Below are 24,290 nucleotides of genomic sequence, written 5' to 3'. Positions count from 1 at the left end.
TCGTTTGCCGTTCACCCCGGTGGCATCACGAAACGCGTCATGATCCTGCCATACGGTCCGTTCCGACGATGACGCGAGCGAGAAGCGCACATGGCTGTCACAGCAAACTTTTCCGCCGGAATTCTCACTACCTTTGGCAACGGCCAGAACAACACGATCGCATTGGGCCGCAATGCGGCCGGAACGATCGTCGTCAACGGAGGCGCGGTCGCGATCAAAGGCGGCCCCGCGACGGTCGCCAACACCAAGTTGATCCAGGCTTTCGGCCAGGACGGCAACGACTCCATCACCATCGACGAGAGCAACGGCGCGATGCCTGCGGCGAATCTGTTCGGCGGCGCCGGCAACGATACGCTGACCGGCGGGTCCGGCGGCGACATGCTGTTCGGGCAGTCCGGCAACGACACGCTGCTCGGCAAAGGCGGCAACGATCTGCTGTTCGGGGGCGCCGGCAATGACGTGCTGATCGGCGGCGACGGCAACGACCAGATGTTCGGTGAGGCCGGCAACGACCGCATGATCTGGAACCCCGGCGACGACAGCGACCTGATGGAAGGCGGCGAAGGCATCGACACCGCCGAGGTGAACGGCGGCAACGGCAGCGAGACCTTCGCCATCACGGCCAACGGCACGCGCGTGCGCTTCGACCGCGTCGACCCCGCGCCGTTCTCGCTGGACATCGGCACCACAGAAAACCTCGTGGTCCATGCCAAAGACGGCGACGATGTCATAACCGCCACCGGCAATCTCGCCGCGCTCATCAATCTGACGATCGACGGCGGGGCCGGCAATGACACGATCCTCGGCGGCAACGGTGCGGACCGCCTGCTGGGCGGCGACGGCAACGATTTCATCGACGGCAACCAGGGCAACGACACCGCCTTGCTCGGCGCCGGCAACGATACCTTCCAGTGGGACCCGGGCGACGGCAGCGACAAGGTCGAAGGACAGGCCGGAGCCGACACCCTGTTGTTCAATGGTTCGAACATCGGCGAGAACATCGTTGTTTCCGCTGCGAATGGCGGACGCACGCTGCTGACCCGCGATGTCGGCAACATCACGATGGACCTGAACGGCATCGAGACCATCACGATCAACGCGCGCGGCGGCAGCGACAACATCGTCGTCAACAATCTCGCGGGAACCGATGTCAAGCAGGTCAATGTCGATCTCGGATCGGCCGGGACCGGGGACGGCGCGACCGATACGGTGACGCTCAACGGCACGAGCGCAGCCGATACGATCCAGGTGGCCGGCTCGGGCACGTCAGTTTCGGTCACAGGACTGCCCGCCGCGCTTGCCATTACCAACGCGGAAGGCGCAAACGACGCGCTCGTCATCGACGGCCTCGGCGGCAACGACACGATCTCGGCGGCCATGCTTGCCGCGGGAATCGTGCACCTGACGATCGACGGCGGCGCCGGCAACGATACGATCGTCGGCAGCGCCGGCAACGATACGCTGATCGGCGGCGACGGCAATGATTCCGTCGTCGGCGGCCGCGGCGACGACCTCGTGCAGCTCGGCGCCGGCCGTGACGTGTTCCAGTGGAATCCGGGCGATGGCAGCGACACCGTCGAAGGCGGCGCCGGCGTCGACACGTTGCGGTTCTCCGGTGCCAACATCGCCGAGAACCTCACCATCACGGCCAACGGCGATCACGCCCTGCTCACGCGCGACGTCGGCAACATCACGATGGACCTGCACGGGGTCGAGCACGTCGATATCCACGCGCTGGGCAGCGCTGACCACATCGCCGTGGGGGATCTGACCGGGACCGACGTGACGCGGGTGAACATCGACCTCGGCGGTTCGGCCGGAACGCCCGACGGCGCCGTCGACACCGTCACGGTCGATGCCACCCAGGGCGCCGACACGTTCGGCGTCACCGGCAATGCCGGCGGCGTGACCGTCTTCGGCCTCCATGCGACCACCAACCTGGTCTCCATGGACGCGACCGATCAGCTGACGCTCAACAGCCTCGGCGGCGACGACGTGATCGATGCGAGCGGGCTTGCGGCCGGCGTGCTGCAACTCACGATCAACGGCGGACTCGGCAACGACACCATCCGCGGCAGTCAGGGCGACGACTTGATCAATGGCGGCGACGGAAACGACGTCGCGCTGATGGGTGCTGGCAACGACACCTTCGTCTGGAATCCGGGCGACGACAACGACACGATCGAGGGCCAGGGCGGTACCGACACGCTGCTGTTCAACGGCGCCAACATCGCCGAAACCATCAACATCTTCGCGAATGGAGGGCGTGCCGAGCTGACGCGGGACGTCGCCTCGATCACGATGGACACGCACGGCGTCGAAACGATCGCGTTCAATGCCCGCGGCGGCGCCGACACGATCAATGTCGGTGACATGAGCGGCACCGACGTGACGGAAGTGAAGATCGATCTGGGCGGCGTCCCCGGCACCGCAGGCGGCGACGGCGCGGCCGACAAGATCGTGATCAACGGCACGGGCGGGGACGACGTCATCTCGCTTTCGCTCAACAGCAATGGCGCGCTGGTGATTGACGGTCTCGCAAGCCAGGTCGTGATCGAGAACTTCGACTTCAACGACACCATCACCATCAACGGACTTGGCGGCGACGACGTGATCGAGGCGTCGGGCGTCGGTCCCGGCGGGCCGCACCTCGTTTTCGACGGCGGCGCCGGCGACGACGTGCTCATCGGCAGCGCGGGCAACGATACGCTGCTCGGTGGGCTTGGCGATGACGTGCTGATCGGCGGCGGCGGCGTCGACGTGCTGGACGGAGGCCCCGGCGACAACATCGTGATCCAGTCGTTGCTCGCCCATGCGAGCGTCCACTCGGGGACGCTGATCTGAGGCCGACGATCGCGGTCGCCCGGTGATCGTGTGATTTGCCTGTCGGGCGCAGCGCGGAGGGCAATCGCGTACCCGCGAATCGATACGGGCGTCCCGGATTTTGCCGCTCACCATCCGGGCTACGGCGCTTTGACGGCCATCTGAGTCCTGATACTCTGCACGCCGTCGTGGCTCGGCGGGCCATGCCATCGATCGTTGAACCAGAACTGCCGAGAGGATGCGGATGAGAAGCGTGACGCTCTTGGCTCTCGGCCTCATGTTTGTCGGCGCATGGTCGCACGACAGCGCGAGAGGACAGACCTCGGTCGCGCCGCCCGTTTCGCTTGCTCCACCCAAGGCATCGCCGCCACGGGCGAGCGCCAGGAATTCCCCGGCAGCGTCCGACAGGGTGCCGTCGACACCAGCGACTGGCGGGCCTCCACACTCGCCGAATCCAGCCGCTGACTATGACGGCTTTAGCGCCGTCGACGACAATGACACTCCGGAGCAGACGAAGCGAGCCACGACGTCGCGCGCAGCAAAGGGTTCCAAGCCCAATCCGGATACGGCGCAGCAATTGATCGATCAAGAAGATGAAGCGTTAAAGCGCAAGCTGACGATCTGCAAAAACTGCAAGTAGGAGGCCACGGCACCGAAGCGCTGATGCAATGGCCTTGCAGGTCCGTGCGGCTGGACGCCGGCGCTGCATACCTGACCTACCGCCTCCTTCGCACCCCCGCGCTTTACCGCTCCGTTATTTCCTGATCCTCTCTCCCCAATCGGCCGGAGCAACCGGCCTCGCCAGGGAGAGAGACGTCATGAAGCTCGGCACCGCCATTGCGGAAATCATGAGGCGCGAGGGCATCGAGATCCTCTGCGGCTATCCCGTCAACCATCTGATCGAGCATGCGGCCACGGCCGAGATCCGCCCCGTCATGGTTCGGCAGGAACGCGTCGGCATCCACATGGCGGACGCGATCTCGCGCGTGACGTCGGGACGAACGATCGGCGCGTTCTGCATGCAGCATGGGCCGGGCGCGGAGAACGCGATGGGCGGCGTCGCGCAGTGCTTCGGCGAATCCGTGCCCGTGCTGGTGCTGCCGATGGGCTATCAGCGCCGGCTCGCGCACATCGAGCCGAACTTCAATTCCAGCGAGGCGATGAAGCCGTTCGCGAAGTCCTCGGAGCCGATCATCCTCGCCGCGGAAGTCGCCAACATCTTCCGCCGTGCCTTCACGAAACTCAAGAACGGCCGCGGCGGGCCCGTCATCGTCGAAATCCCCTCCGACATGTGGAACGAGGAGGTGCCGGAACCGCTGAACTACACGCCGGTGCTGCGCACCCGGTACGGCGCCGATCCCGTGCATGTGAAGGAAGCAGCCGCCCTGCTCGTCAACGCCAAACGGCCGGTGATCTATGCCGGCCAGGGCGTGCACTATGCGCAGGCGTGGCCGCAACTGAAACGGCTTGCGGAACGTCTCGCCGTTCCCGTCACCACCAGCCTGGGAGGCAAGTCGTCGTTTCCGGAGACACACCCGCTGTCGCTCGGCTCCGGCGGTCTTGCGGTGCCGCGCGCGGTGCCGAAGTTCCTCGGCGAGGCCGACGTGATTTTCGGCGTCGGCTGCTCCTTCACCGAGACCAGTTTTGGCATCGCGATGCCGAAGGGCAAGACCATCATCCACTCCACGCTTGATCCCAACCACCTCAACAAGGATGTGGAGGCCAGGATCGGCCTCGTCGGCGATGCCGGCCTCGTGCTCGATGCGCTGCTGGAGGAGATCGGCAGAACCGTCACGAAGGATCGCGACGCCTCGGCCGTCGCGGCGAAGATCGCCGCCTCACACAAGGAGTGGCTGGCAAAGTGGATGCCGAAGCTGTCCAGCAACGACGCGCCGCTGAGCCCTTATCGTGTGCTGTGGGACCTCCAACACACCGTCGACATCAACAACACCATCATCACCCATGATGCCGGCAGCCCGCGCGACCAGCTCTCGCCGTTCTGGAAGGCGGTGGAACCCCTCTCCTATCTCGGCTGGGGCAAGACGACGCAGCTCGGCTACGGCCTTGGCCTCGCGATGGGCGCCAAGCTGGCAAAGCCCGACAAGCTCTGCATCAATGTCTGGGGCGATGCGGCGATCGGTTTCACCGGCATGGATTTCGAGACCGCGGTGCGCGAGCGCATCCCGATCATGTCGATCCTGCTCAACAATTTCTCGATGGCGATCGAGTTGAAGGTGATGCCGGTCTCGACCGAGAAATATCACTCGACCGACATTTCCGGCGACTATGCCGCGATGGCGCGCGCCTTCGGCGGCTATGGCGAGCGGGTGTTGAAGCCGGAGGACATCATCCCGGCGATCAGGCGCGGCATCCAGAAGACGAAGGAAGGCGTGCCGGTGCTGCTGGAGTTCATCACCAGCAAGGAGACCGAGGTGTCGCGGCCGGGCACGTGAGGCACCCGGGTCTCGGCGGCAGGGCCGCGGGCGCTGGCTCCGGCCGCAGAAGATGTGATAATCCGGCCCGGTGCCGCGCCCGTCGCGGTACCAAGCCGGATTGCGAATGACCACCCCTTCCAACGATGTCGCCGGGATCGACGAGCTCAAACGGCAATTGCAGTCGGCCGCCGCCGAGAACATGCGGCTGCGCGATCGGCAAAACGCCAGCGCCGAGATCTTGCGCACAATCGCGGCATCTCCCTCGGATGCCCGACCGGTGTTCGCTGCGATCGCGTCCAGCTCGAAGCGCCTGCTCGACGGCTTCTCCGCCAGCGTTCTTCAGTTCATCGGCGACGAGCTGCACCTCGTGGCGTTCACGCCGACCAGCCCGGACGGGGACGAAGGGCTGAAGGCATCGTTCCCGCGCAGGATCGAGGATTTTCCGACCTTTGCCCTCGTTCGGGGCGGCGAGACGATCCAGTTTCCCGACAGCGAGGCCGAGCACGTCCCGGAGCTGAACCGCAATCTGGCGCGGCTGCGCGGCTTCCGCAGCGTGCTCTTCATGCCGCTGATGAGCCGGGGCACGGCGGTCGGCATGATCAGTGTCACACGCGCCGAGCCCGGCGCGTTCGCGCCCGATCTCGTACAGCTCCTCCAGACCTTCGCCGACCAGGCCGTGATCGCGATCGAGAATGCGCGGCTGTTCAACGAGACGAAGGAAACGCTGGAGCGCCAGACCGCCACCGCCGATATCCTGAAGGTGATGGCCGCCTCGCCGTCCGACGTGCAGCCGGTGTTCGACGCCATCGCCGCCAACGCCAACCGGCTGATCGGCGGCTTCTCCACCGCGGTGCTGCGCTATGTCGACGGCGCTGCGCACCTTGCGGCGTTCACGCCGACCGACCCGGCCGGCGATCGCGTGCTCCAGGCCTCGTTCCCGGTGCCGTTCGCACGGTTTCCGCCTTACCAGCTTGTGGCCAATGGTGCGGCGGCGCAATTGCCCGACACGGAGCTCGAGCCGGCCGCACGCGACATCGCGCGCGCCCGCGGCTACCGCAGCATGCTGTTCGCCCCCCTGATGAGCGAGGGCGAGGCCATCGGCGTCATCATTGCCACGCGCCGGGAGACCGGCGCGTTCGGCGAGCACCATGTCGGACTGCTCCAGACCTTCGCCGACCAGGCAGTGATCGCGATCAAGAATGTCAGCCTGTTCAACGCGACCAGGGAAGCGCTGGAACGGCAGACCGCGACCGCCGACATCCTCAAGGTGATCGCGGCCTCGCCGGCGGACGTCACGCCGGTGTTCCAGGCGATCTCCGACAGTGCCAAGGCGCTCATCGGGGGACATTCCTCCACCGTCACCCGCCTCATCGACGGCATGCTGCATCTGGCCGCCTTCACCACCGACAACGAAGCGGGCAACGCCGATCTGCTCAGCTCCTTCCCGGTGCCGCTGTCGGCATCGGGCATCCACAGCCGGGTGGCGGCAAGCGGGGAATATGCGTTCCGCAGCGACATGCAGAACGAAGCCGACCTCACGGACGCCATGAAGGAGCTGGCGCGGACCAGAGGCTATCGCAGCATTCTGGTGGTTCCGATGCTGCGCGATGGCGCTGCGATCGGCACCATCGCCGTGACGCGGCGGGAGGCCGGCCATTTCCCGGACAAGGCGATCAACCTGCTCAAGACCTTTGCCGACCAGGCCGTGATCGCCATCGAGAACACACGCCTGTTCAACGAGGTCCAGGACCGCACGCGGGAGCTCGCCAGGTCGCTCGACGATTTGCGCGCAGCGCAGGACCGTCTGATCCAGACCGAGAAGCTTGCTTCCCTCGGCCAGCTCACCGCCGGCATCGCGCATGAGATCAAGAACCCGCTCAACTTCGTCAACAATTTTGCCTCGCTCTCCGCCGAGCTGACGGACGAGCTGAACGAGGTGCTCGCGCCCGTCCCGCTCGCCGGTGACGTCCGTGCCGAGGTTGACGAGCTGACCGCGCTCCTGAAGGACAATCTGGAGAAGGTCGTGCAGCACGGCCGGCGCGCCGATTCCATCGTCAAGAACATGCTGCTGCATTCGCGCGAGGGCGGCGGCGAGCACCGGCTCAGCGACATCAACGCTCTGGTCGAGGAGAGCCTCAACCTCGCCTATCATGGCGCCCGCGCCGAGACGCCGCAGTTCGACGTGACGCTCAGGAGCGAGCTCGATCCGGCGGCCGGGCAGGCCGAAGTGTTTCCGCAGGAGATCACCCGGGTGCTCCTGAACCTGATCTCGAACGGCTTCCACGCCGTCACCAAGCGCAAGGCCGACGGCGGTGCGTCCGGTTACGAGCCGGTGGTGATCGCGGCGACGCGCGACCGCGGCGACACCATCGAGATCCGCATCCGCGACAACGGCACCGGCATTGCCGACGAGGTCAGGGAGAAGATGTTCAATCCGTTCTTCACCACCAAGCCGGCCGGCGAAGGCACCGGCCTCGGGCTGTCGATGAGCCACGACATCATCGTGAAGCAGCACGGCGGCACGATCGACGTCACGACCGAGCCGGGCAAGTTCACGGAATTCACGATCCTGCTGCCACGGAAGAGCAGCTTTGCGGAGAACAACAAGGGATAGCATCACCCCGGAGGATGCCTTGAAGAGTCTCGCGTGGTTCATTCGGCGACAACTCCTCTCGCTATCAGGTATCGGCCTCATGCTGGGCGCGCTGTTCTTCGCGGCCGCGCTGACGCCGACGCTGATCCCGCGCAGCTATCTTACGCAAGGTGCCCTCGCCGGTGGCTGCTTTGCGATCGGCTATTTCGCCGGAATCCTGTGGCGCCGGCTTTGGCACTATCTCGAGCTGCCTGAGCCTTCGGCGCGCGCGCGATCGATTGCGAATGCGTTGGCGGCAGCAATCTGCCTGCTCATCGTCATCGTCTTCCTCTGGCGCGCCGCCGAATGGCAGAACTCGATCCGCACTGTCATGAAGATGGCCCCGGTCGAGACCGCACATCCACTCAAGGTCTGCGTCATTGCCGGGATCACGTTCGCAGTGCTGCTGGTGCTGGGGCGGCTGTTCGCGGTTGTCGTCCGCTTCCTCGCTGCGCGCGCGAGGCTCGTGATTCCGCGGAAGGTCGCCAACGTCCTCGGCGTGCTGGTCGCAGGCCTGTTGTTCTGGTCTATCGCCAGCAATGTCCTGGTCCGCGCGGCGTTCAACGCGCTCGACTCCTCCTTCCGCGAGCTCGACGCCTTGCAAGAGCCCGAGCGGCCGCAACCGGCCGCCCCCGATCAAACAGGAAGTTCTGCGTCGCTGGTGAAGTGGACGGAGCTCGGGCGCATGGGGCGCCGGTTCATTGCCTCAGGCCCGACCGCGACGGAAATCGGCGCCGTTACGGGAGGGCTCGCGCAGAATCCCGTGCGCGTCTATGTAGGCCTCGGCAGCCGCGACACCGCGCAAGCCCGCGCCCGGCTCGCGCTCGAGGAGCTCAAGCGCCAGCACGGTTTCGAGCGAAAGATACTTATCGTCATTACACCGACCGGCACCGGCTGGATCGATCCGGCCGCGATGGATACGGTCGAATATCTCCACCATGGCGACGTCGCCAGCGTCGCGGTGCAGTATTCCTATCTCAACAGCCCGCTGTCATTGATGTTTCAGCCCGAATACGGCGCGGAGGCGGCGCGCGCGCTGTTTTCGGAAATCTACGGCTACTGGACGCGCTTGCCGAAGGACAAGCGGCCGAAACTGTATCTGCACGGGCTTAGCCTCGGCGCCATGAACTCGGAGAAGTCCGCAGAACTGTTCGAGACGATCGGCGATCCCATCGCTGGCGCGCTATGGAGCGGGCCGCCGTTCGAAAGCCGCATCTGGCGCTCGGTCACCGCGAACCGCAATCAGGGCTCGCCGGCCTGGCTGCCGGAATTCCGCGACGGCCGCGTCGTCCGCTTCATGAACCAGAACGGGCCGACGGTGCCGGCAGATGCGCCCTGGGGTCCGATGCGCGTCGTCTATCTGCAATATGCCAGTGACGCGATCACGTTCTTTGCCTACCGCGACGCCTATCAGGCTCCGGCCTGGATGAGGGCGCCGCGTGGGCCCGACGTATCACCCGAGCTGCGATGGTATCCCATCGTCACGATGCTGCAGCTCGCCGTCGACATGGCGGTCGCGAACGGCACACCGATGGGCTTTGGCCATGTCTACGCACCCGAGCATTACGTCGATGCCTGGGTCGCGGTTACCGATGTCCGTGATTGGTCTGCCGACGCGCTGGCGCAGCTCAAGGAGCAGCTTGCCGCGAAAGCGCGGAAGACGGGCGCAGGCAATGTCGACGATGATCCCGATCGCGGCGGCTAACCCCTACTCCGCCATCTCCACCGGCGTTGCGACGGTCGGGCCTGCCAGCGGCCGCTCCTCCATCATGATCAGGCAGAGCGCGGCGGTGGCCATCAGCGCGGTGGCGGCGCCGAAGACGTAGCGGAACGCGTGCCGCATGTCGTCGGCGGGGATCGCGGGGATGCTGCCTGCCGCGTGATGCTCACCGGCGAGCGGAATGTCGGTGCCGAGCGCGATCAGCAGGATGGCGGCGAATGCCGCGACCGTGAACGAGGACATCAGTGAGCGGAAGAAGTTCATCGCGCCGGTGATGGTGCCGACTTGCGGACGCGCGACCGAATTCTGCAGCGAGACCACGCAGACCGGGAAGGTCGTGCCGAGCCCGAGCGCGAACGCGGCCATCAGCGTCAGCAGGCCCCAGAGCGGCAAGGTGGTGAGCGTCAGGCCCAGCGCGCAAATCGCGGCCCATGAGGTGCCGACAATGGCGACGCGCTTGTAATGCTTGGCACGCGCCATGGTGCGGCCGGCAATCGCCGCGCCGCAGGTCGAGACCGCCGCGAGCGGAATCAGTGCAAGCCCCGCCTCGCTGGCGCTGAGATGATAGACCGACTCGTAGTAGAGCGGGAGCTGCACGGTGAGGCCCGTGATCGCACCAAGCCCGCAACCGCCGGCCGTCAGCGCGAACGGCGCCACCGATCCCGTCAACAGCTTCAGCGGCAAAAACGGCTCGTCGGCGCGGCGCGCGTGCCAGACGAAGGTGACCGCGAGCGCGACAGCGCCGCCCACCATCGCAAGCACAGTCGGCGAGAGCCAGGCGTAGCGCGTGCCACCCCAGGTCAGCACCAGCATGAAGACGACGGCGGAGGCCATCAGCAGGACGCCGCCGAGCCAGTCGACCTTGCGCTTGCGATGGAACACCGGAATCTTCTTCATCTTCGGCAGCAGCATCGCGATCGCCGCGGCGGCGAGGGGCAGATTGATCCAGAAGATCATCGACCAGTGCAGATGCTCGGCGAACACGCCGCCGATGACCGGGCCGAGGATGCCGCCGACCATCCAGACGCTGGAGAAATAGGCCTGGTACTGGCCGCGCTCGCGTGGGCTCACGACGTCGGAGATCACCGTCTGCACCACCGGCATGATGCCGCCGCCGCCAAGCCCCTGGAGGCCGCGCGCGAGAATCAGCATCGGCATGTTCGGCGCGATCGCGCACAGCACCGAGCCCGCCACGAACAGGCTGAGCGAGATGATGATCATGACGCGGCGGCCGTAGATGTCGCTGAGCGTGCCGAACACCGGCGCGACCGCGGTCGAGGCGAGCAGATAGGCCGTGATCACCCAGGACAGGTTCGAGACGTCCTGGAACTGGCGCCCGATGGTCGGCAGCGCAGTCGCGACGATGGTCTGGTCGAGGGCCGCCAGGAACATCGTCAGCATCAGGCTGATCACGATGGTGCGCACCTCGTCGGAGGTCAGCGGCACCGGCGGCGCGATGGACGGCGCGTCATCGACGCTGATGACCTCGCTCGGAAGGCGGGACAGCTCTTCGGCAATGTCGTCGGGCAACGCCTGGATGTCGGCAGAACTGCTCTGCCGGTCGAACTTGTTCATCTCGATCGGAAGCCGTGAGGCGGCGCAACGCCGCGAAGGATTCGTTCTATGCAGCCCAATGTAGACAGCAAAGTTCTTCCCAGGCAGGCACCGCGGCGCATGGGTGCATCCCGCCGCCGGGTCATCCCGAACACGTGATCCGTACGGCGGGTCAGTCCTTCGGACGTCGCTTCAGGCGTGCCCGTTTCGGCAACAGGGCCGGCCATTGCACGATGTGGTCCTCGAGATCCGCGTCCGGGATCTCCTCCTCGCTGCCCTCGACCCGGCCGCGCACGGAGACGCCGGCTTCATGCACGGTGTTGGGATCACCTGATACCAGCGGATGCCACCAATACAGGTCGCGCCCCTCGGCGACGAGCTTGTAGCCGCAGCTCGGCGGCAGCCAGTTCAGGGTGCGGACATTGGCCGGGGTCAGGCGGACGCAGTCCGGAACCTTGTCGGAACGATTCGGGTAGTCCTTGCAGCCGCAGGTCCCGGCATCGAGCAGCTTGCAGCCGACATGGGTGAAATAGATGTCGCCGGTGTCCTCGTCCTCGAGCTTGTTCAGGCAGCAGCGGCCGCAGCCGTCGCACAGGCTCTCCCATTCGTCCGCCGACATCTCTTCCAACGTCTTGGTTTTCCAGAAGAATCCTTCCTGGCCTGAAGGTCGTTTGGGAGCTGCGGTCATGCGCCTCAACAAGGGTTCGAAAGAGCTACGGCTGACCCCATCTAGGGCGTGCGGCTGGGATGCTGCAAGCAACCCCTCCGAGCGGCCCGTAATGACCCGGGGTCAATTAGGCCTGTTGTTCAAAATCGCGAGCCTGACCATTGGTTTATAGGCCCTGCTCGGCTAGAAGGAACAGCAAGTCCCCTCGGACGCGAACCGGGCGCCTTGGGTTTGCCGTAACATTCCCTCAAGACGTCTCGATGCCGCCCCGGCCGGGTGCTTGAACGCTTTCGAACCGAGCCTCAAGGGTTCTAGGTGCGCCAGATCATACCACCGCATTGGAAGCAGAAGGTCCGGAATTTCTTCCTGGACCTCGATGCGCGCATCGACTCCTCGCTGTTCTCCTCGGCCAAGGGCATCCGCGAGCTCTACGAGCGCTACTCGACCTTCATGGACCGCTTCTATGTCGGGCGGTGGAAGCGCTGGGTGTTCATCGAGCCGCTGTCGGAGGCCGCGACCCTCGGCCTCGGCGGCCTCGTCGTGATGCTCACGCTCGCCATCCCCGCCTTCCGCGAAACCGCGGACGAGGACTGGCTGAAGAAGTCCGATCTCGCGGTGAGCTTCCTCGACCGCTACGGCAACCCGATCGGCAGCCGCGGCATCAAGCACAACGACTCGATCCCGCTGGAAGATTTTCCTGACGTGCTGATCAAGGCGACGCTGGCGACCGAAGACCGCCGCTTCTACGAGCATTTCGGCATCGACATCGCCGGCACCGCGCGCGCGCTCGTCACCAACGCCCAGGCCGGCGGCGTCCGCCAGGGCGGCTCCTCGATCACGCAGCAGCTCGCCAAGAACCTGTTCCTGAGCAACGAGCGCACCATCGAGCGCAAGGTCAACGAGGCCTTCCTCGCGGTCTGGCTGGAATGGCGCCTGACCAAGAACGAGATCCTCAAGCTCTATCTCGACCGCGCCTATATGGGCGGCGGCACATTCGGCGTCGACGGCGCGGCGCATTTCTACTTCAACAAATCCGCGCGCGACGTGACGCTGGCGGAAGCGGCGATGCTCGCCGGCCTGTTCAAGGCGCCGACCAAATACGCCCCGCACATCAACCTGCCCGCCGCGCGCGCCCGCGCCAACGTCGTGCTCGACAACCTCGTCGATGCCGGCTTCATGACCGAGGGCCAGGTGTTCGGCGCCCGCCGCAACCCCGCCTTCGCCGTCGACCGCCGCGACGAGGCTTCGCCGAACTACTATCTCGACTACGCCTTCGACGAGATGCGCAAGCTGGTCGACACCTTCCCGAAGTCGTACACCGAGCGCGTCTTCGTGGTGCGCCTCGCGATGGACGCCAACGTGCAGAAGGCCGCGGAAGACGCGATCGAGAACCAGCTGCGCCAGTTCGGCCGCGACTATCACGCGACGCAGGCCGCGACCGTCGTGTCCGATCTCGACGGCGGCATTCGCGCCATGGTCGGCGGCCGCGACTACGGCGCCAGCCAGTTCAACCGCGCCACCGACGCCTACCGCCAGCCCGGCTCCTCGTTCAAGCCTTACGTCTACACCACCGCGCTTCTGAACGGCTTCACGCCGAACTCGATCGTGGTCGACGGCCCGGTCTGCATCGGCAATTGGTGTCCGCAGAACTATGGCCATTCCTATTCCGGCGCGGTGACGCTGACGCAGGCGATCACGCGCTCGATCAACGTCGTTCCCGTAAAACTGTCGATCGCGATCGGGCAGAAGGAACAGCCGAAGGCGCCGAACCCGGCCAAGATCGGCCGCGCCAAGATCGTCGAGGTCGCCCGCCGCTTCGGCCTCAAGGCGCCGCTGCCCGACACGCCGTCGCTGCCGATCGGCTCGGACGAAGTCACCGTGCTCGAGCACGCCGTCGCCTACGCGACCTTCCCCAATCGCGGCAAGTCGGTGACGCCGCATTCGGTGCTGGAGGTGCGCACCGGCGCCGGTGATCTCGTCTGGCGCTGGGACCGCGACGGCCCGAAGCCGAAGCAGGCCATTCCGCCGAACATCGCCGCCGACATGGCCGGCATGATGAGCCACGTCGTCAGCGAAGGCACCGCGCGCCGCGCTGCGCTCGACGGCATTCCGACCGCGGGCAAGACCGGCACGACCAATGCGTATCGCGATGCCTGGTTCGTCGGTTACACCGGCAATTTCACCTGCGCGGTCTGGTACGGCAATGACGACTATTCGCCGACCAACCGCATGACCGGCGGCTCGCTGCCGGCGCAGACCTGGCACGACATCATGGTCGCGGCGCATCAGGGCGTCGAGGTCCGGGAAATCCCCGGCATCGGCATGGGCCAGAAGCTGCCGCCGCAGCCGATGGCCGCGCAAGCCAATGCCGCGCCAAAAGTGCTGGAGACCAAGCCCGGTCCGCCGCCGGTGCTGACCAAGCGCGGCGCCGACATCCTGGTGCGCGTCGAGAAGCTGCTGGATGACGCGGCCAAGACCGCGAACAAGTCGTCCGCCAACGACGGCAAGCCCGCCAAGCCGGCCTCGTCGACAAGCGCGCTCGCCTTCCCGCAAAACTATGCGGAAGAGAATGCGAATGCATCCGCCCCGCGCAAGAACTGATCGAAACCCGTGCGGCTGATCCTGACCACATTGACGGCCCTCCTGCTCGCGACCGTAGTGGGTGTCGGCGCGACCTGGATGACGACGACGCGCGGCACCGAGATCGGCGCGCTCACCATCGGCCCCTGGACCGCGCGCCCGCGCACCGGCACCGCCGACGTCGACCCCTATTCGCGCGCCACCATCGTGCGCAACGGCGAGCTGCCAATCGGCACCGGTGACGGCGTCGCCTTCACCGCGACCGCCGACGACAAGAAGAAGGCGCTCGACGGCCGCTGCGACGTCGTCGTCTCCGGCGTGACGCCGCCGGCGCGGTTCTGGACGCTGACGCTGTACGACCGCAAGGGCCATCTCGTCGCCAATTCGCTGCAGCGCTACGGCTTCACCAGCCAGGAGATCGTGCGGCAGTCCGACGGCACCTTCGAGATCCGGATCGCCTCGCGCTCGCGCGCCGGCAACTGGCTGCCGACCGGCGGCATCGAGCGCTACGCCTTGATGCTGCGCCTCTACGACACCCCGGTCGGCGTCGCGACGCGCACCCAGCGCGATGCGCCGATGCCCACGATCTCGACGGTGGGCTGCTCATGATCCGGCTGGTGTTCACCATCGTTGCCGGTGTGGTGCTGGGCCTCGTGGTCCATCTCGTCAGCGTGCTGGCGCTGCCGCGCATCGCGACGCAGGATGCCTATTCCCGGCTGACGCCGATGACCAAGCTCAACGGCGTCACACAGCTTCCGCTTGCCGATCCGAATACCTCACCGATGCCGTTCATGGACCCGGCCTTTGCGCTGGCGATCTGCCGCTACGATCTCACGGGCGGGCCGATCAAGCTCACCGTGCCGGTGAGCCAGGCCTATACGTCGGTGTCGTTCTACACCCGCAACGAGATCGCCTATTACGCCATCAACGACCGCTCCGCGGGCAAGAAGGTGATCGAGCTCGACCTGATGACGGAAGCGCAGCACAACGAGCTGCCCGAGGACGAGGAGATCACCGCGGCCGACCGCCTGATCATCGATTCCCCTGCGACCACCGGCCTGATCGTGATGAAGGCCCTCGCCGCCGAGCCCGGCCTGATGCCGCAGGCGCAGGCGACGCTCGCGGCGGCCACCTGCGCGCCGCAGACCGAGCCGCCAGCCAAGGCCGAGACGCCGCGTGGACGGCGGTGAGCGGGCTGTTAAGGCAGGCTCAAAACAAAAACTGAAAAAACAACCCCATGCACAGTAGCGGGGGCATTGAGATCATTTGTTGTTTTGAGTTCGCGCCAAACACGCTTCCTCGTACAAGCGCATCCGCGCCGGAGCGCCGCGATGTCGAGCTTTGACACGTCGGGCAAAACACTGGCAGAATGGCATCATCGAAAAGTTCGTAACACCCGCGCGGAGCAATCCGTCGCGGGTGTTTTCATTCGGGAGCACGGAGCGTCAGGCGCCCGCAACGCCGGAGGCCGAGACCTGACGTCGCTCCCAATCAATGGATGATCTGGCCGAGGAAATCCCTCGCCCGCTCCGTACTCGGCGCGCGGAAGAAGGTTTCTGGATCGGCCTCCTCGACGATGGCGCCGCGATCCATGAAGACCACCCGGTCGGCGATCTCGCGGGCAAAGCCCATCTCGTGCGTGACGCACACCATGGTCATGCCGTCGCGCGCGAGCTCCACCATGGTGTCGAGCACCTCCTTGACCATCTCCGGATCGAGCGCGGAGGTCGGCTCGTCGAACAGCATGATCTTCGGCTGCATGCAGAGGGCGCGGGCAATGGCAACGCGCTGCTGCTGGCCGCCGGAGAGCTGTCCCGGATATTTGGTCGCCTGGTCGTGGATGCGCACCTTGCGCAAGACACCGATCGCACGCTCATGCGCCTCCGCGCGCGACAGGCCGCGCACCTTCATCGGGGCCAGCATGCAGTTCTCGACGACGGAGAGATGCGGAAACAGGTTAAAACTCTGGAACACCATGCCGACCTCGCGGCGGACGCTGTTGATATCGGCCATCCGGTCCGTCAGCTCGACACCATCGACGACGATCCGGCCGGCATCATGCTTTTCGATATGGTTGATGCAACGGATCAGCGTCGATTTTCCCGAGCCCGAGGGACCGCAAAGGACGATCTTCTCGCCGGTCGTGACGCTGAGATTGATATCATTCAGGGCCGTGAAATGTCCGAACCGCTTCACGAGGCCCTCCACGGCGACGATGGCCTGACATCGGCTCATCTCATTCACGGCGATCTCCTGAACCATCTTCATCTCCCAAAACAGCGCTTCTCGTGCGATTCCCTAGCGGCGCGCTCCGGCGATCGCATAGCGCTTGCGCAACAGCGCGACGCCTTGCGATGCCGCCGAACTGATGGCGAGGTAGACCACGACGACCACGAGATACATCTCGACGAGACGGCCGTTGAGCTGCGCGAGCTTCGAGGCCGCGCCGAGCAGGTCGGTGAGCGAAAGCACGTAGACCAGCGAGGTGTCCTGGAACAGGATGATGGTCTGGCTCAGGATGATCGGGCTCGCCACGCGGAGCACCTGTGGCAGGATCACGCTCCGATAGGTCTCGAAGGTGGACAATGCGAGCGCCTGGCACGCCTCGAACTGCCCCCGGTTCACGGCGCGCAATCCGACGCGGATGATTTCCGAATAATAGGCCGCCTCGAACAGGCCGAAGGTGATGAAGGCCGTCCAAGTGGCGCCGATCGGAATCGGGCGACCGTTGCCGGCGAGATGGCCGAGCACGATCGGCACCAGGAAGAAGAACCAGAACAGGACGAGGATCAGCGGAATCGAGCGGATCAGGGCGATGTAGCCGCGCACGACCTTCCCGATCACGGGCACTTCGAAGTGCTGTAACAGCGCAAAGCAGGTGCCCAGGATCATGCCGACCACGAAGGCTACCGCGGTGAGTGCAAGGGAAAACAGCAATCCGGACCAGAGATAGGGCCACGCCTGCAGAACAATCGAGAAATCGAGGCTGTTCATTTCACCACCTCCATCCCCGCGGGCAACGAGCCGGTGGGCTGGACATCGTCCGCCAGGCTCGGTTCGATCGCATCCTCCGCCCGCGCAGTGCCGGGGATGCGCACAGCTCTGTCGATCAGCGCCATCGCCTGGTAGGCGATCAGCGCCAGCGCGAGATAGATCAGGGTCGCAGCGCCGAAAGCCGTAAAGGTCTGGAACGTCGCCTCGCTGATCTGGCGCGCCTGCGCGGTGAGCTCCATCAGCCCGATCGTCAGCGCGACCGAGGTGTTCTTGTAGATGCCCATCACCTCGCTGGTCAGGCTCGGCACGATCAAACGCAGTGCCTGCGGCACGATGATATGGCGGTAGGTCAGATAGCCGGTGAGCCCGAGTGCGCTTGCCGCCTCGATCTGCCCTCTCGGCAGGGCCTCGATCCCGGCCCGAACCTGCTCGGCGATCCGGGCCGCGGTATAGAGGCCGAGGCACACCAGCGCCGGGACGAATGAACCCCAGGGCGGCGGAATCTGCTTGATGGCGTTTCCGAGCGCGGTCGGAACAATCTCCGGCAGGACGAAGTACCAGAGAAACATCTGCGCCAGGACGGGGATGTTGCGGAAGATTTCCACATACAGGCGCGCAAGCGCAGCAATGGCCCGGTTCTGCACGGTGCGGCCGATCCCGACGACGATCCCGATCGCAAAGGCAATCCACCAGCCGAAGAACGCCAGGGCCAGGGTCCAGCCGAGGCCCGACAGAAGCCAGTCGATATAGCGCTGGCCATCCGCCGTCTGTTCAAAAAGCACTGCGAACATGGCGAACCTCGAGGCTCCGGATGCGAGAGAGGATCAGCGTGTGGACAAATTCCCCGGTATGATGCTCCGACTAATCGACCGCGTCGCTCGGATGAGCGATCCGGTCCCTGAGTTCGTCCGTCAGCGGGAAAGCGAGGTTTTCGCCCTTGGGCGGAATCGCCCGGGTGAACCACTTCGCATAGGTCTTTTCGAACTGACCCGACGCCATCTGTTTCGACAGAACGTCGTCGACGAGCGCCTTGAAGCCGGCATCGCCCTTGGTGAACATCAGGCCATAATAGATCTTGGCATAGCCCTCGGGGAGAAAGATCAGCGCATCCGGTTTGGGCGCGGCGGCCTTGAGGCCGGCAAGAAGGATATCGTCCTCCATGAAGGCGGCCGCGCGGCCGGTATTCAGCATCAGGAAGGATTCCGCGTGATCTTTCGCCTGGACGATGTTGAAGCCGAGCTGCGCCTTGGCATTCACGCCCTGCGCGAAGCCGACGGCATTGGAGCCCTGGGTCACGACGATCGTCTTGCCCTTGAGATCGCCGGCCACCTTCACGCCGCTGTCCGCCTTGACCAGCCAGCGCGGCTGGCTGACGAAGGTGGCGACCGAAAACGAGACCTGCTCCTGCCGCTTCCTGTCGTTCGCCGTACCACCGCACTCGATGTCGACGGTGCCGCTTTGGATGAGCGGGATCCGGTTGGACGAGTTCACCGGCGTGTAATTGACGGCGAGATTGGGCAGGTTGAGCTCCGTCTTGACGCGCTCGACGATAGCCGCGCAGAGGTCGAGCGAAAAGCCGATCGGCTTTTGATCGGGACCGAGATACGAGAACGGAATGGAGGCCTCGCGGTGGCCGATGGTGATGGCACCGCTCGACTTGATCTTGGCGAGCGTGGGACTGTCGGCCGCGATCGACGGTCCAGCGAGGATGCCGACGGCCGCAAGGCCGGACAGAACGCCCAATACACGCGCAAAACTCGTCATGTGCATCTCCCCTCTGAAGAACAGCCTAGGCGGCCCTGGACGACGGCTTCACGCCGCGCCGCTTGATGATGTCGATCAGGCGATCGACATCGGCGAAAATGTTGAACATCCCGAATGACACGCGAATGCCATCGCGCTCCGGCGATACGCGGATGCCATTCTGCTCGAAATGACCGAGCCATTCGGCCGCAGGGAGCGCGATGACGTAGATGTGCGGCGCGCGGTGCTGCCTATCGCGGGGACCGACAAGGCGAACGTCCAGCGCGTCGAGCCCCGCGATGAGATGATCGCCGAGATCGAGACAATGGTTCTGAATATTCTGCACGCCTAGCGCTTCGATCATGTCGAGGGAGGCTCCGAGCGCATGGATCGCCGGAAGATTGAAGTTGCCGAGCTCGAAGCGGCGCGCGGTCGGGGCGAGCTCGAGCTCGTCGGGCCGGGCGATGAGATCGGACGGAACTTCAGCAAGGCTGGCGGCAGCGAGATAGGCGGGCTCGAGCTCGAACCTCGATTTGTCCCAATACAGGAGCCCGAGCCCCTGCGGCACGAGCAATCCCTTGTGGCTGCCCGATCCGATAAAGGTCGCGCGCATGGCCTTCGCATCGATCGGCACGACGCCGATCGCCTGCATCACGTCGACGACGAAATGGAGCCCCTTCTCGTCGCAGAGCGCGCCGATGCTTTCGATGTCGAAGCGATGGCCGGCGTGGAAGGTCACCTGCGACATCGAGACCGCCCGCGTGCTCGCATCGATGTACGGACGAAGGCTTTCGGCGTTCACGACCTCCGTCATCGGCACGAATTCGACCGTCACGCCCTTGCGCCGCAGATTGAGGAACGCATAGGCGTTGTTCGGGTGATCGCCGTGGATCATCAGGACCTTGTCGCCGGCGCGCAGGGGCAGCGCATTGGCGGCGATGTTCATGCTTTCCGAGGTGTTCTTGGTGAAGGCGATCTCATCGGCCGATGCGCCAAGAAACCGCGCCAGCTTCTTGCGGGTCTGCTCGACGCGGTCGAGCCACACGCTCTTGGGGCCGGCCGTCTCGAAGCTCTCGCTGAGGAAGAGATCGATCGCCGCCTTGACCGGGCGCGCGAGCGGCGTCTGGAAGCCGGAGTCGAGATAGGTGATGCGCTCGACAGCCGGAAACTCCTTCCGCACGGCATCGACGTCGTAATGGCGAGACATCCCACACTCCCGATGAGCGCGCCCGGCAGGGCTCCGGCTGCGCTGCACAAATCCTGATCACCTTTCGGCGACGCCAACGATATGAGCAATCTGCGGACGCAGCCAAGAGTAATTTTCATATTTCAATAGTATTTATTCCGAAAAATGATAATTATTCGGCTCGTCAATCGAGGACCGGCAGATGCAGCAAAGCAATTCCGATGGACCACTCGACCGGGCATTCGCCATCGTTGGCCATGTTGCGGGTCAAGTCAGAGCTGTCTCGGTCGCGGAAATCGCCAATGCGCTCGCTCTCCCGCTGCCCACCGCGCATCGTCTCATCGGGAATCTCGAGCAGCGCGGGCTTCTCCAGAAAGCCCTGGGCACGAAGCGCTACGTGGTTGGCAACCAACTGGTCACGCTGTCGGCCAAGGTCATCGGCGCAGCTTTCCGGACCACGCGCCGGCATGCCGTGCTCCGCGCAGTCGCGGCTGAAATCGGCGAGCAATGCGAGATCGGTGTCGTCCGAGACAATGTCGTTGCCTATGTCGACAGCGTCCGCGTGTCGCAACCGCAGGGGCTTCAATTCAATCCGGGCGAAGCGGCACCGCTCCACTGCACATCGACCGGCAAGATCTACATGAGCCGATTGCCGGAGCGAGCGCGCGAGAAGCTGTGCCGCGCACTGACGCTCACGAGGTACACCGAGACGACCATCATCGACGTCGAAAACCTGATGAAGGTCCTCGACGAGACCCGCAAACGCGGCTGGGCCAAAACCAACGAAGAATATGTGCGGGGGGTCGTCGGCTGCGCCGTTCCGATCGTGTCTCCAGATCGCGAACTGATCGCTTGTCTGGGCGTCTCCGTTCCCGTGGCACGCGTGAGCTTCGCCGAGTTGGATCGGTTTATAGCCCCACTTCAGAAAGCCGCTGCGCTGCTATCGGAGACAATCCTCCAGGCCGACGAGGACGGCGCGAGCGATGCATCCTGATCCGTCTCGCCCGGTCCAGTCTGGCTTCGTTCCAAATCAGATCTTGGAGGCGTTCGCCCTCTGCATGGAACCGCGCGCTACCGTCTTGAAAGCCGAGGGCGATCTCACGTAAGGTCGTCCGCATGGGGGCAATGCAGACCCCCCATGAGACTTCGGTCCAAGCTCTGCGCAGCACGCACTTCGTGGAGCTTGCGCATGGACACCGAACAACACCGTCCTCTCCGATCCACCGTTGCCATCCTCTCACGCGGCGATGCCGCCGCGCGGGCGGATGCCACACCGCAGAACAGCCGTTTCGTCCGCGTCTTCGAAGCACTCGCCGCTATCGGCATCGAAGCCCGGCCGGTCATCTACGACGAAACCTTTGCCGACGCCGTCCGCGATCAATTGCTCTCGGTCGACGGCGTGCTCGTCTGGGTCGATCCGATCCACCAGGGCAAGACGCGCGTTGAGCTCGATCCCCTGCTCCTTGACGTCGCGGCGCGAGGGCCATGGGTGAGCGCACATCCGGACGTCATCCTGAAGATGGGCGTCAAGGACGTGCTCTACCGCACGCGTCACCTGGGCTGGGGCGCGGATACGCATCGCTATGACACCGCGGCCTCCTTCCGCGCCGAATTCCCGTCGCGGCTTCGCGCGAACGGCCCCCGCGTGCTCAAGCAAAATCGCGGCAACGGAGGCCAAGGCGTCTGGAAGGTCGAGGCCCTCTCGAACGCGGACACCATGGTTCGGGTGCTCCACGCGCAGCGCGGGAGCCTGCCCGAGAACATGCCGCTCGATGGCTTCCTCGCGCGTTGCGAGCCCTATTTCGGCTGGGGCGGCTGCATCATCGATCAGGCGTTTCAGCCTCGCCTGCCCGACGGCATGATCCGCTGCTACATGAGCGGGTCCAAGGTCGCCGGCTTCGGGCACCAACTGATCAAGGCCTTGATCCCGCCGCCGCCGGAAGGTGTGGACTCGCCCGAGGCGCAACCGGGCCCGCGGATCATGCACGGGCCCGATGCTCCGCAATTCCAGGCGCTGCGAAGGTCGATGGAGGACGAATGGACGCCGCGGATGGTGGAGACGCTCGACATCGATGAAGCGTCGTTGCCGGTCATCTGGGACGCGGACTTCCTGTACGGCCCGACAGATGCGGCCGGCGCCGACACATACGTCTTGTGCGAAATCAACGCGAGCTCCTGCTTCGCGATCCCCGAGGAGGCACCGGCGGCGATCGCGCGGACGGTGAAATGCCTCATTCTGCAGACTCAAGGCACCAGTTCCGGCAGATAAAAACCGGCGAGCGCGCAACATCATCTCGCACTGCGGCTCGGAGGCTGCTGCACCCTCGCCCAGCAGGCGATGGCGGGAGTTGTCACGCGACAGTAGGACGCAAGCGCGGATCGATGGCCCCCGTTGAAGCTGCGAGTCTCCAGAGCTATCGATCCGGGAAACCTGCTTCGATCGGGAGGAAGGCATGAGCACCATCAACGGTGGCTGTCATTGTGGCGCAATCCGTTATCAGGTCGAGGGCGAAGCGATCGTGCATGCGCTGTGTCACTGTCGCGATTGCAGACTCCACGTCGGCGCACCTGTGGTCGGCTGGACGATGTACGCCGATGATGCTGTCACAGTGACCAAGGGGGAGCCCAAGGTCTACAGCTCCTCGGAACATGGTCGGCGGCACTTCTGCGGCAACTGCGGGACCGGTCTGTTTTACGTCAATGCCAACATGTTGCCCGGAATCATCGATCCAGAGCGCGACCTACGACGATCCCGATGCTGTCCCCGCGACGGTGCATATCCAGGTCGCCGAGCGCCTCCGCTGGATGGAGCGCGCGCACGAGCTGCCGACATTCGACCGCTATCCACCGCCGCCGTAGCAGCAAGACGTGATACCGGCCGCGCAAGCATTCGGCGGGGAATCGCCGCGCTGAGCAATAAGCCTAGGGAGCGCAGAGATGACTTCCAAACCGTGGCTTGATTTACTGGGACTGATCAACGGCTTCCACGTGACGCAGGCGCTTCACGTCGCCGCCAAGCTTCGCGTTGCCGATCACCTGAAGGACGGCTCACGCTCCGTCGAGGAACTGGCGACATTGACGAACAGCCATGCCGGCTCGCTCTATCGGCTCCTGCGAGCACTCGCCGCAATTGGTGTTTTCCATGAGGCTGAAACCCGGACCTTTGCGCTGACACCGATGGCCGATTGCCTGCGTGCCAACTCTGCGACTCCCCTTGGAGCCTGGGCGGAATACGCCGGAAGCGACTATGTCTGGCAAACCTGGGGGAATCTCGAACACAGCATTCTGACGGGTGAGAACGCCTTTCAATACGTCCACGGCAAGGGAATTTGGGAGTATCGCACCGAGCATCCCGAACAAGGCGCTGTGTTCGATCGGGCAATGACCGAGCTGTCGCGTGGAAGCGCCGAGGCCGTCATCGCCGCCTATGATTTCTCCTCCTTCGGCCGCGTCGTAGACGTCGGCGGCGGGCGCGGATTGATGCTGAGCGCCATCCTGAGAGCCCACACTCAGATGCGTGGCACGTTGTTCGATCTGCCCCGCGTTGTTGCCGGTGCAAAGACTGTATTGTCCGATCAAGGTGTCATCGATCGCTGCGATGTGGTCGGGGGAAGCTTCTTCGAGGCGGTGCCCGGGGGCGGTGACGCCTATGTCATGCGCGTGGTGATCCATGACTGGGAGGACGAAGAGGCCATCGCGATTCTGAAATCCTGCCGGCGCGCAATGGCAGAGACGGCAAAATTGATCCTCATCGAACGGATTGTCGCGCCCCCAAACGAAATGCCGGCAACAAAGTTCAGCGATCTGAACATGCTGGTCCTGCCTGGCGGGCGAGAACGAACCCGGGAGGAGTTTGGAACTCTCTTGTCAAAGTCGGGCTTCGAACTGACCCAAATTGCGCCTGCGGGCAACATCAACGTCATCGAGGCACGGCCACACGCGTAGCGGCGATGCTT

The 24,290-nt window shown here is 64.8% G+C and carries 19 protein-coding genes; 12 read left to right on the top strand and 7 right to left on the bottom strand.

Translation table 11 applies throughout. The features are described from left to right. The first annotated feature begins 90 nt into the window (after nt 1-90). From E4K65_RS01295 to E4K65_RS01275, 5 genes are all read left to right on the top strand, one after another. Nucleotides 91-2,844 carry a beta strand repeat-containing protein gene (locus E4K65_RS01295; RefSeq protein ID WP_135172561.1) on the top strand — a complete coding sequence of 918 codons (2,754 nt, stop codon included), beginning with the start codon at nt 91-93 and terminating at the stop codon, nt 2,842-2,844. A gap of 223 nt (nt 2,845-3,067) precedes the next feature. After that, nucleotides 3,068-3,463, top strand: a complete 396-nt coding sequence (locus E4K65_RS01290) for a hypothetical protein (protein WP_167770433.1) — start codon at nt 3,068-3,070, stop codon at nt 3,461-3,463. Nucleotides 3,464-3,491: 28 nt separating this feature from the next. Beyond that, nucleotides 3,492-5,276 (top strand): thiamine pyrophosphate-requiring protein, encoded by a 1,785-nt coding sequence (locus E4K65_RS01285; protein ID WP_283813802.1) that lies wholly within the window; start codon nt 3,492-3,494, stop codon nt 5,274-5,276. 106 nt (nt 5,277-5,382) lie between these two features. After that, on the top strand, nt 5,383-7,872 hold the full coding sequence (locus E4K65_RS01280) for a GAF domain-containing sensor histidine kinase (RefSeq protein WP_167770432.1): 2,490 nt from the start codon (nt 5,383-5,385) through the stop codon (nt 7,870-7,872). A gap of 79 nt (nt 7,873-7,951) precedes the next feature. Next, entirely contained in the window at nt 7,952-9,595 is a 1,644-nt protein-coding gene (locus tag E4K65_RS01275) for an alpha/beta hydrolase (RefSeq protein ID WP_135173179.1), read from the top strand. Between the two features lie 3 nt (nt 9,596-9,598). Here E4K65_RS01275 and E4K65_RS01270 read toward each other — a convergent pair whose 3' ends face one another. After that, nucleotides 9,599-11,185 carry an MDR family MFS transporter gene (locus E4K65_RS01270; RefSeq protein WP_135172557.1) on the bottom strand — a complete coding sequence of 529 codons (1,587 nt, stop codon included), beginning with the start codon at nt 11,183-11,185 and terminating at the stop codon, nt 9,599-9,601. A 151-nt stretch (nt 11,186-11,336) separates the two neighbouring features. Continuing rightward, complete coding sequence (locus tag E4K65_RS01265; protein ID WP_135172556.1) at nt 11,337-11,852, bottom strand: YcgN family cysteine cluster protein; 516 nt, start codon at nt 11,850-11,852, stop codon at nt 11,337-11,339. A 294-nt stretch (nt 11,853-12,146) separates the two neighbouring features. Here E4K65_RS01265 and E4K65_RS01260 point away from each other — a divergent pair, with 294 nt between their 5' ends. From E4K65_RS01260 to E4K65_RS01250, 3 genes are read left to right on the top strand one after another with little or no spacing between them, the layout of a single operon-like run. Beyond that, nucleotides 12,147-14,432 carry a transglycosylase domain-containing protein gene (locus E4K65_RS01260; protein ID WP_135172555.1) on the top strand — a complete coding sequence of 762 codons (2,286 nt, stop codon included), beginning with the start codon at nt 12,147-12,149 and terminating at the stop codon, nt 14,430-14,432. 9 nt (nt 14,433-14,441) lie between these two features. Further along, on the top strand, nt 14,442-15,020 hold the full coding sequence (locus tag E4K65_RS01255) for a DUF1214 domain-containing protein (RefSeq protein WP_027547263.1): 579 nt from the start codon (nt 14,442-14,444) through the stop codon (nt 15,018-15,020). Then, nucleotides 15,017-15,601, top strand: a complete 585-nt coding sequence (locus E4K65_RS01250; RefSeq protein WP_135172554.1) for a DUF1254 domain-containing protein — start codon at nt 15,017-15,019, stop codon at nt 15,599-15,601. The genes E4K65_RS01255 and E4K65_RS01250 overlap by 4 nt, the downstream gene beginning before the upstream one ends. A gap of 301 nt (nt 15,602-15,902) precedes the next feature. Here E4K65_RS01250 and E4K65_RS01245 read toward each other — a convergent pair whose 3' ends face one another. From E4K65_RS01245 to E4K65_RS01225, 5 genes are all read right to left on the bottom strand, one after another. Continuing rightward, nucleotides 15,903-16,673: an amino acid ABC transporter ATP-binding protein gene (locus E4K65_RS01245; protein ID WP_283813801.1), complete on the bottom strand. Its 771-nt coding sequence runs from the start codon at nt 16,671-16,673 to the stop codon at nt 15,903-15,905. Nucleotides 16,674-16,709: 36 nt separating this feature from the next. After that, the gene (locus tag E4K65_RS01240) at nt 16,710-17,405 is read right to left on the bottom strand and encodes an amino acid ABC transporter permease (RefSeq protein WP_027547266.1); all 696 of its coding nucleotides are present in this window, start codon (nt 17,403-17,405) and stop codon (nt 16,710-16,712) included. Further along, nucleotides 17,402-18,196, bottom strand: a complete 795-nt coding sequence (locus E4K65_RS01235) for an amino acid ABC transporter permease (protein WP_135172552.1) — start codon at nt 18,194-18,196, stop codon at nt 17,402-17,404. The genes E4K65_RS01240 and E4K65_RS01235 overlap by 4 nt, the downstream gene beginning before the upstream one ends. 70 nt (nt 18,197-18,266) lie before the next feature. Next, nucleotides 18,267-19,175, bottom strand: coding sequence for an amino acid ABC transporter substrate-binding protein (locus tag E4K65_RS01230; RefSeq protein ID WP_135172551.1), 909 nt, complete (start codon nt 19,173-19,175; stop codon nt 18,267-18,269). Between the two features lie 19 nt (nt 19,176-19,194). Continuing rightward, the gene (locus E4K65_RS01225) at nt 19,195-20,355 is read right to left on the bottom strand and encodes an aminotransferase class V-fold PLP-dependent enzyme (RefSeq protein WP_167770429.1); all 1,161 of its coding nucleotides are present in this window, start codon (nt 20,353-20,355) and stop codon (nt 19,195-19,197) included. A gap of 181 nt (nt 20,356-20,536) precedes the next feature. Here E4K65_RS01225 and E4K65_RS01220 point away from each other — a divergent pair, with 181 nt between their 5' ends. The 4 genes from E4K65_RS01220 (at nt 20,537) to E4K65_RS01205 (ending at nt 24,279) form a co-directional block, all read left to right on the top strand. Beyond that, nucleotides 20,537-21,328, top strand: a complete 792-nt coding sequence (locus E4K65_RS01220; protein ID WP_135172549.1) for an IclR family transcriptional regulator — start codon at nt 20,537-20,539, stop codon at nt 21,326-21,328. Nucleotides 21,329-21,523: 195 nt separating this feature from the next. Further along, nucleotides 21,524-22,603, top strand: coding sequence for a Cj0069 family protein (locus E4K65_RS01215; RefSeq protein WP_135172548.1), 1,080 nt, complete (start codon nt 21,524-21,526; stop codon nt 22,601-22,603). Between the two features lie 184 nt (nt 22,604-22,787). Then, entirely contained in the window at nt 22,788-23,294 is a 507-nt protein-coding gene (locus E4K65_RS01210) for a GFA family protein (protein ID WP_347340935.1), read from the top strand. Further along, nucleotides 23,272-24,279: a methyltransferase gene (locus E4K65_RS01205; RefSeq protein ID WP_135172547.1), complete on the top strand. Its 1,008-nt coding sequence runs from the start codon at nt 23,272-23,274 to the stop codon at nt 24,277-24,279. Before E4K65_RS01210 ends, E4K65_RS01205 begins: the two co-directional genes overlap by 23 nt. The last annotated feature ends 11 nt before the right edge of the window (nt 24,280-24,290 follow it).

Origin of the sequence: Bradyrhizobium niftali, from assembly GCF_004571025.1 — a bacterium.
Classification (GTDB): Bacteria; Pseudomonadota; Alphaproteobacteria; order Rhizobiales; family Xanthobacteraceae; genus Bradyrhizobium; species Bradyrhizobium niftali.
The sequence above is the reverse complement of the archived record's forward strand: the minus strand, read 5'-3'. Positions and strand labels throughout refer to the sequence as shown.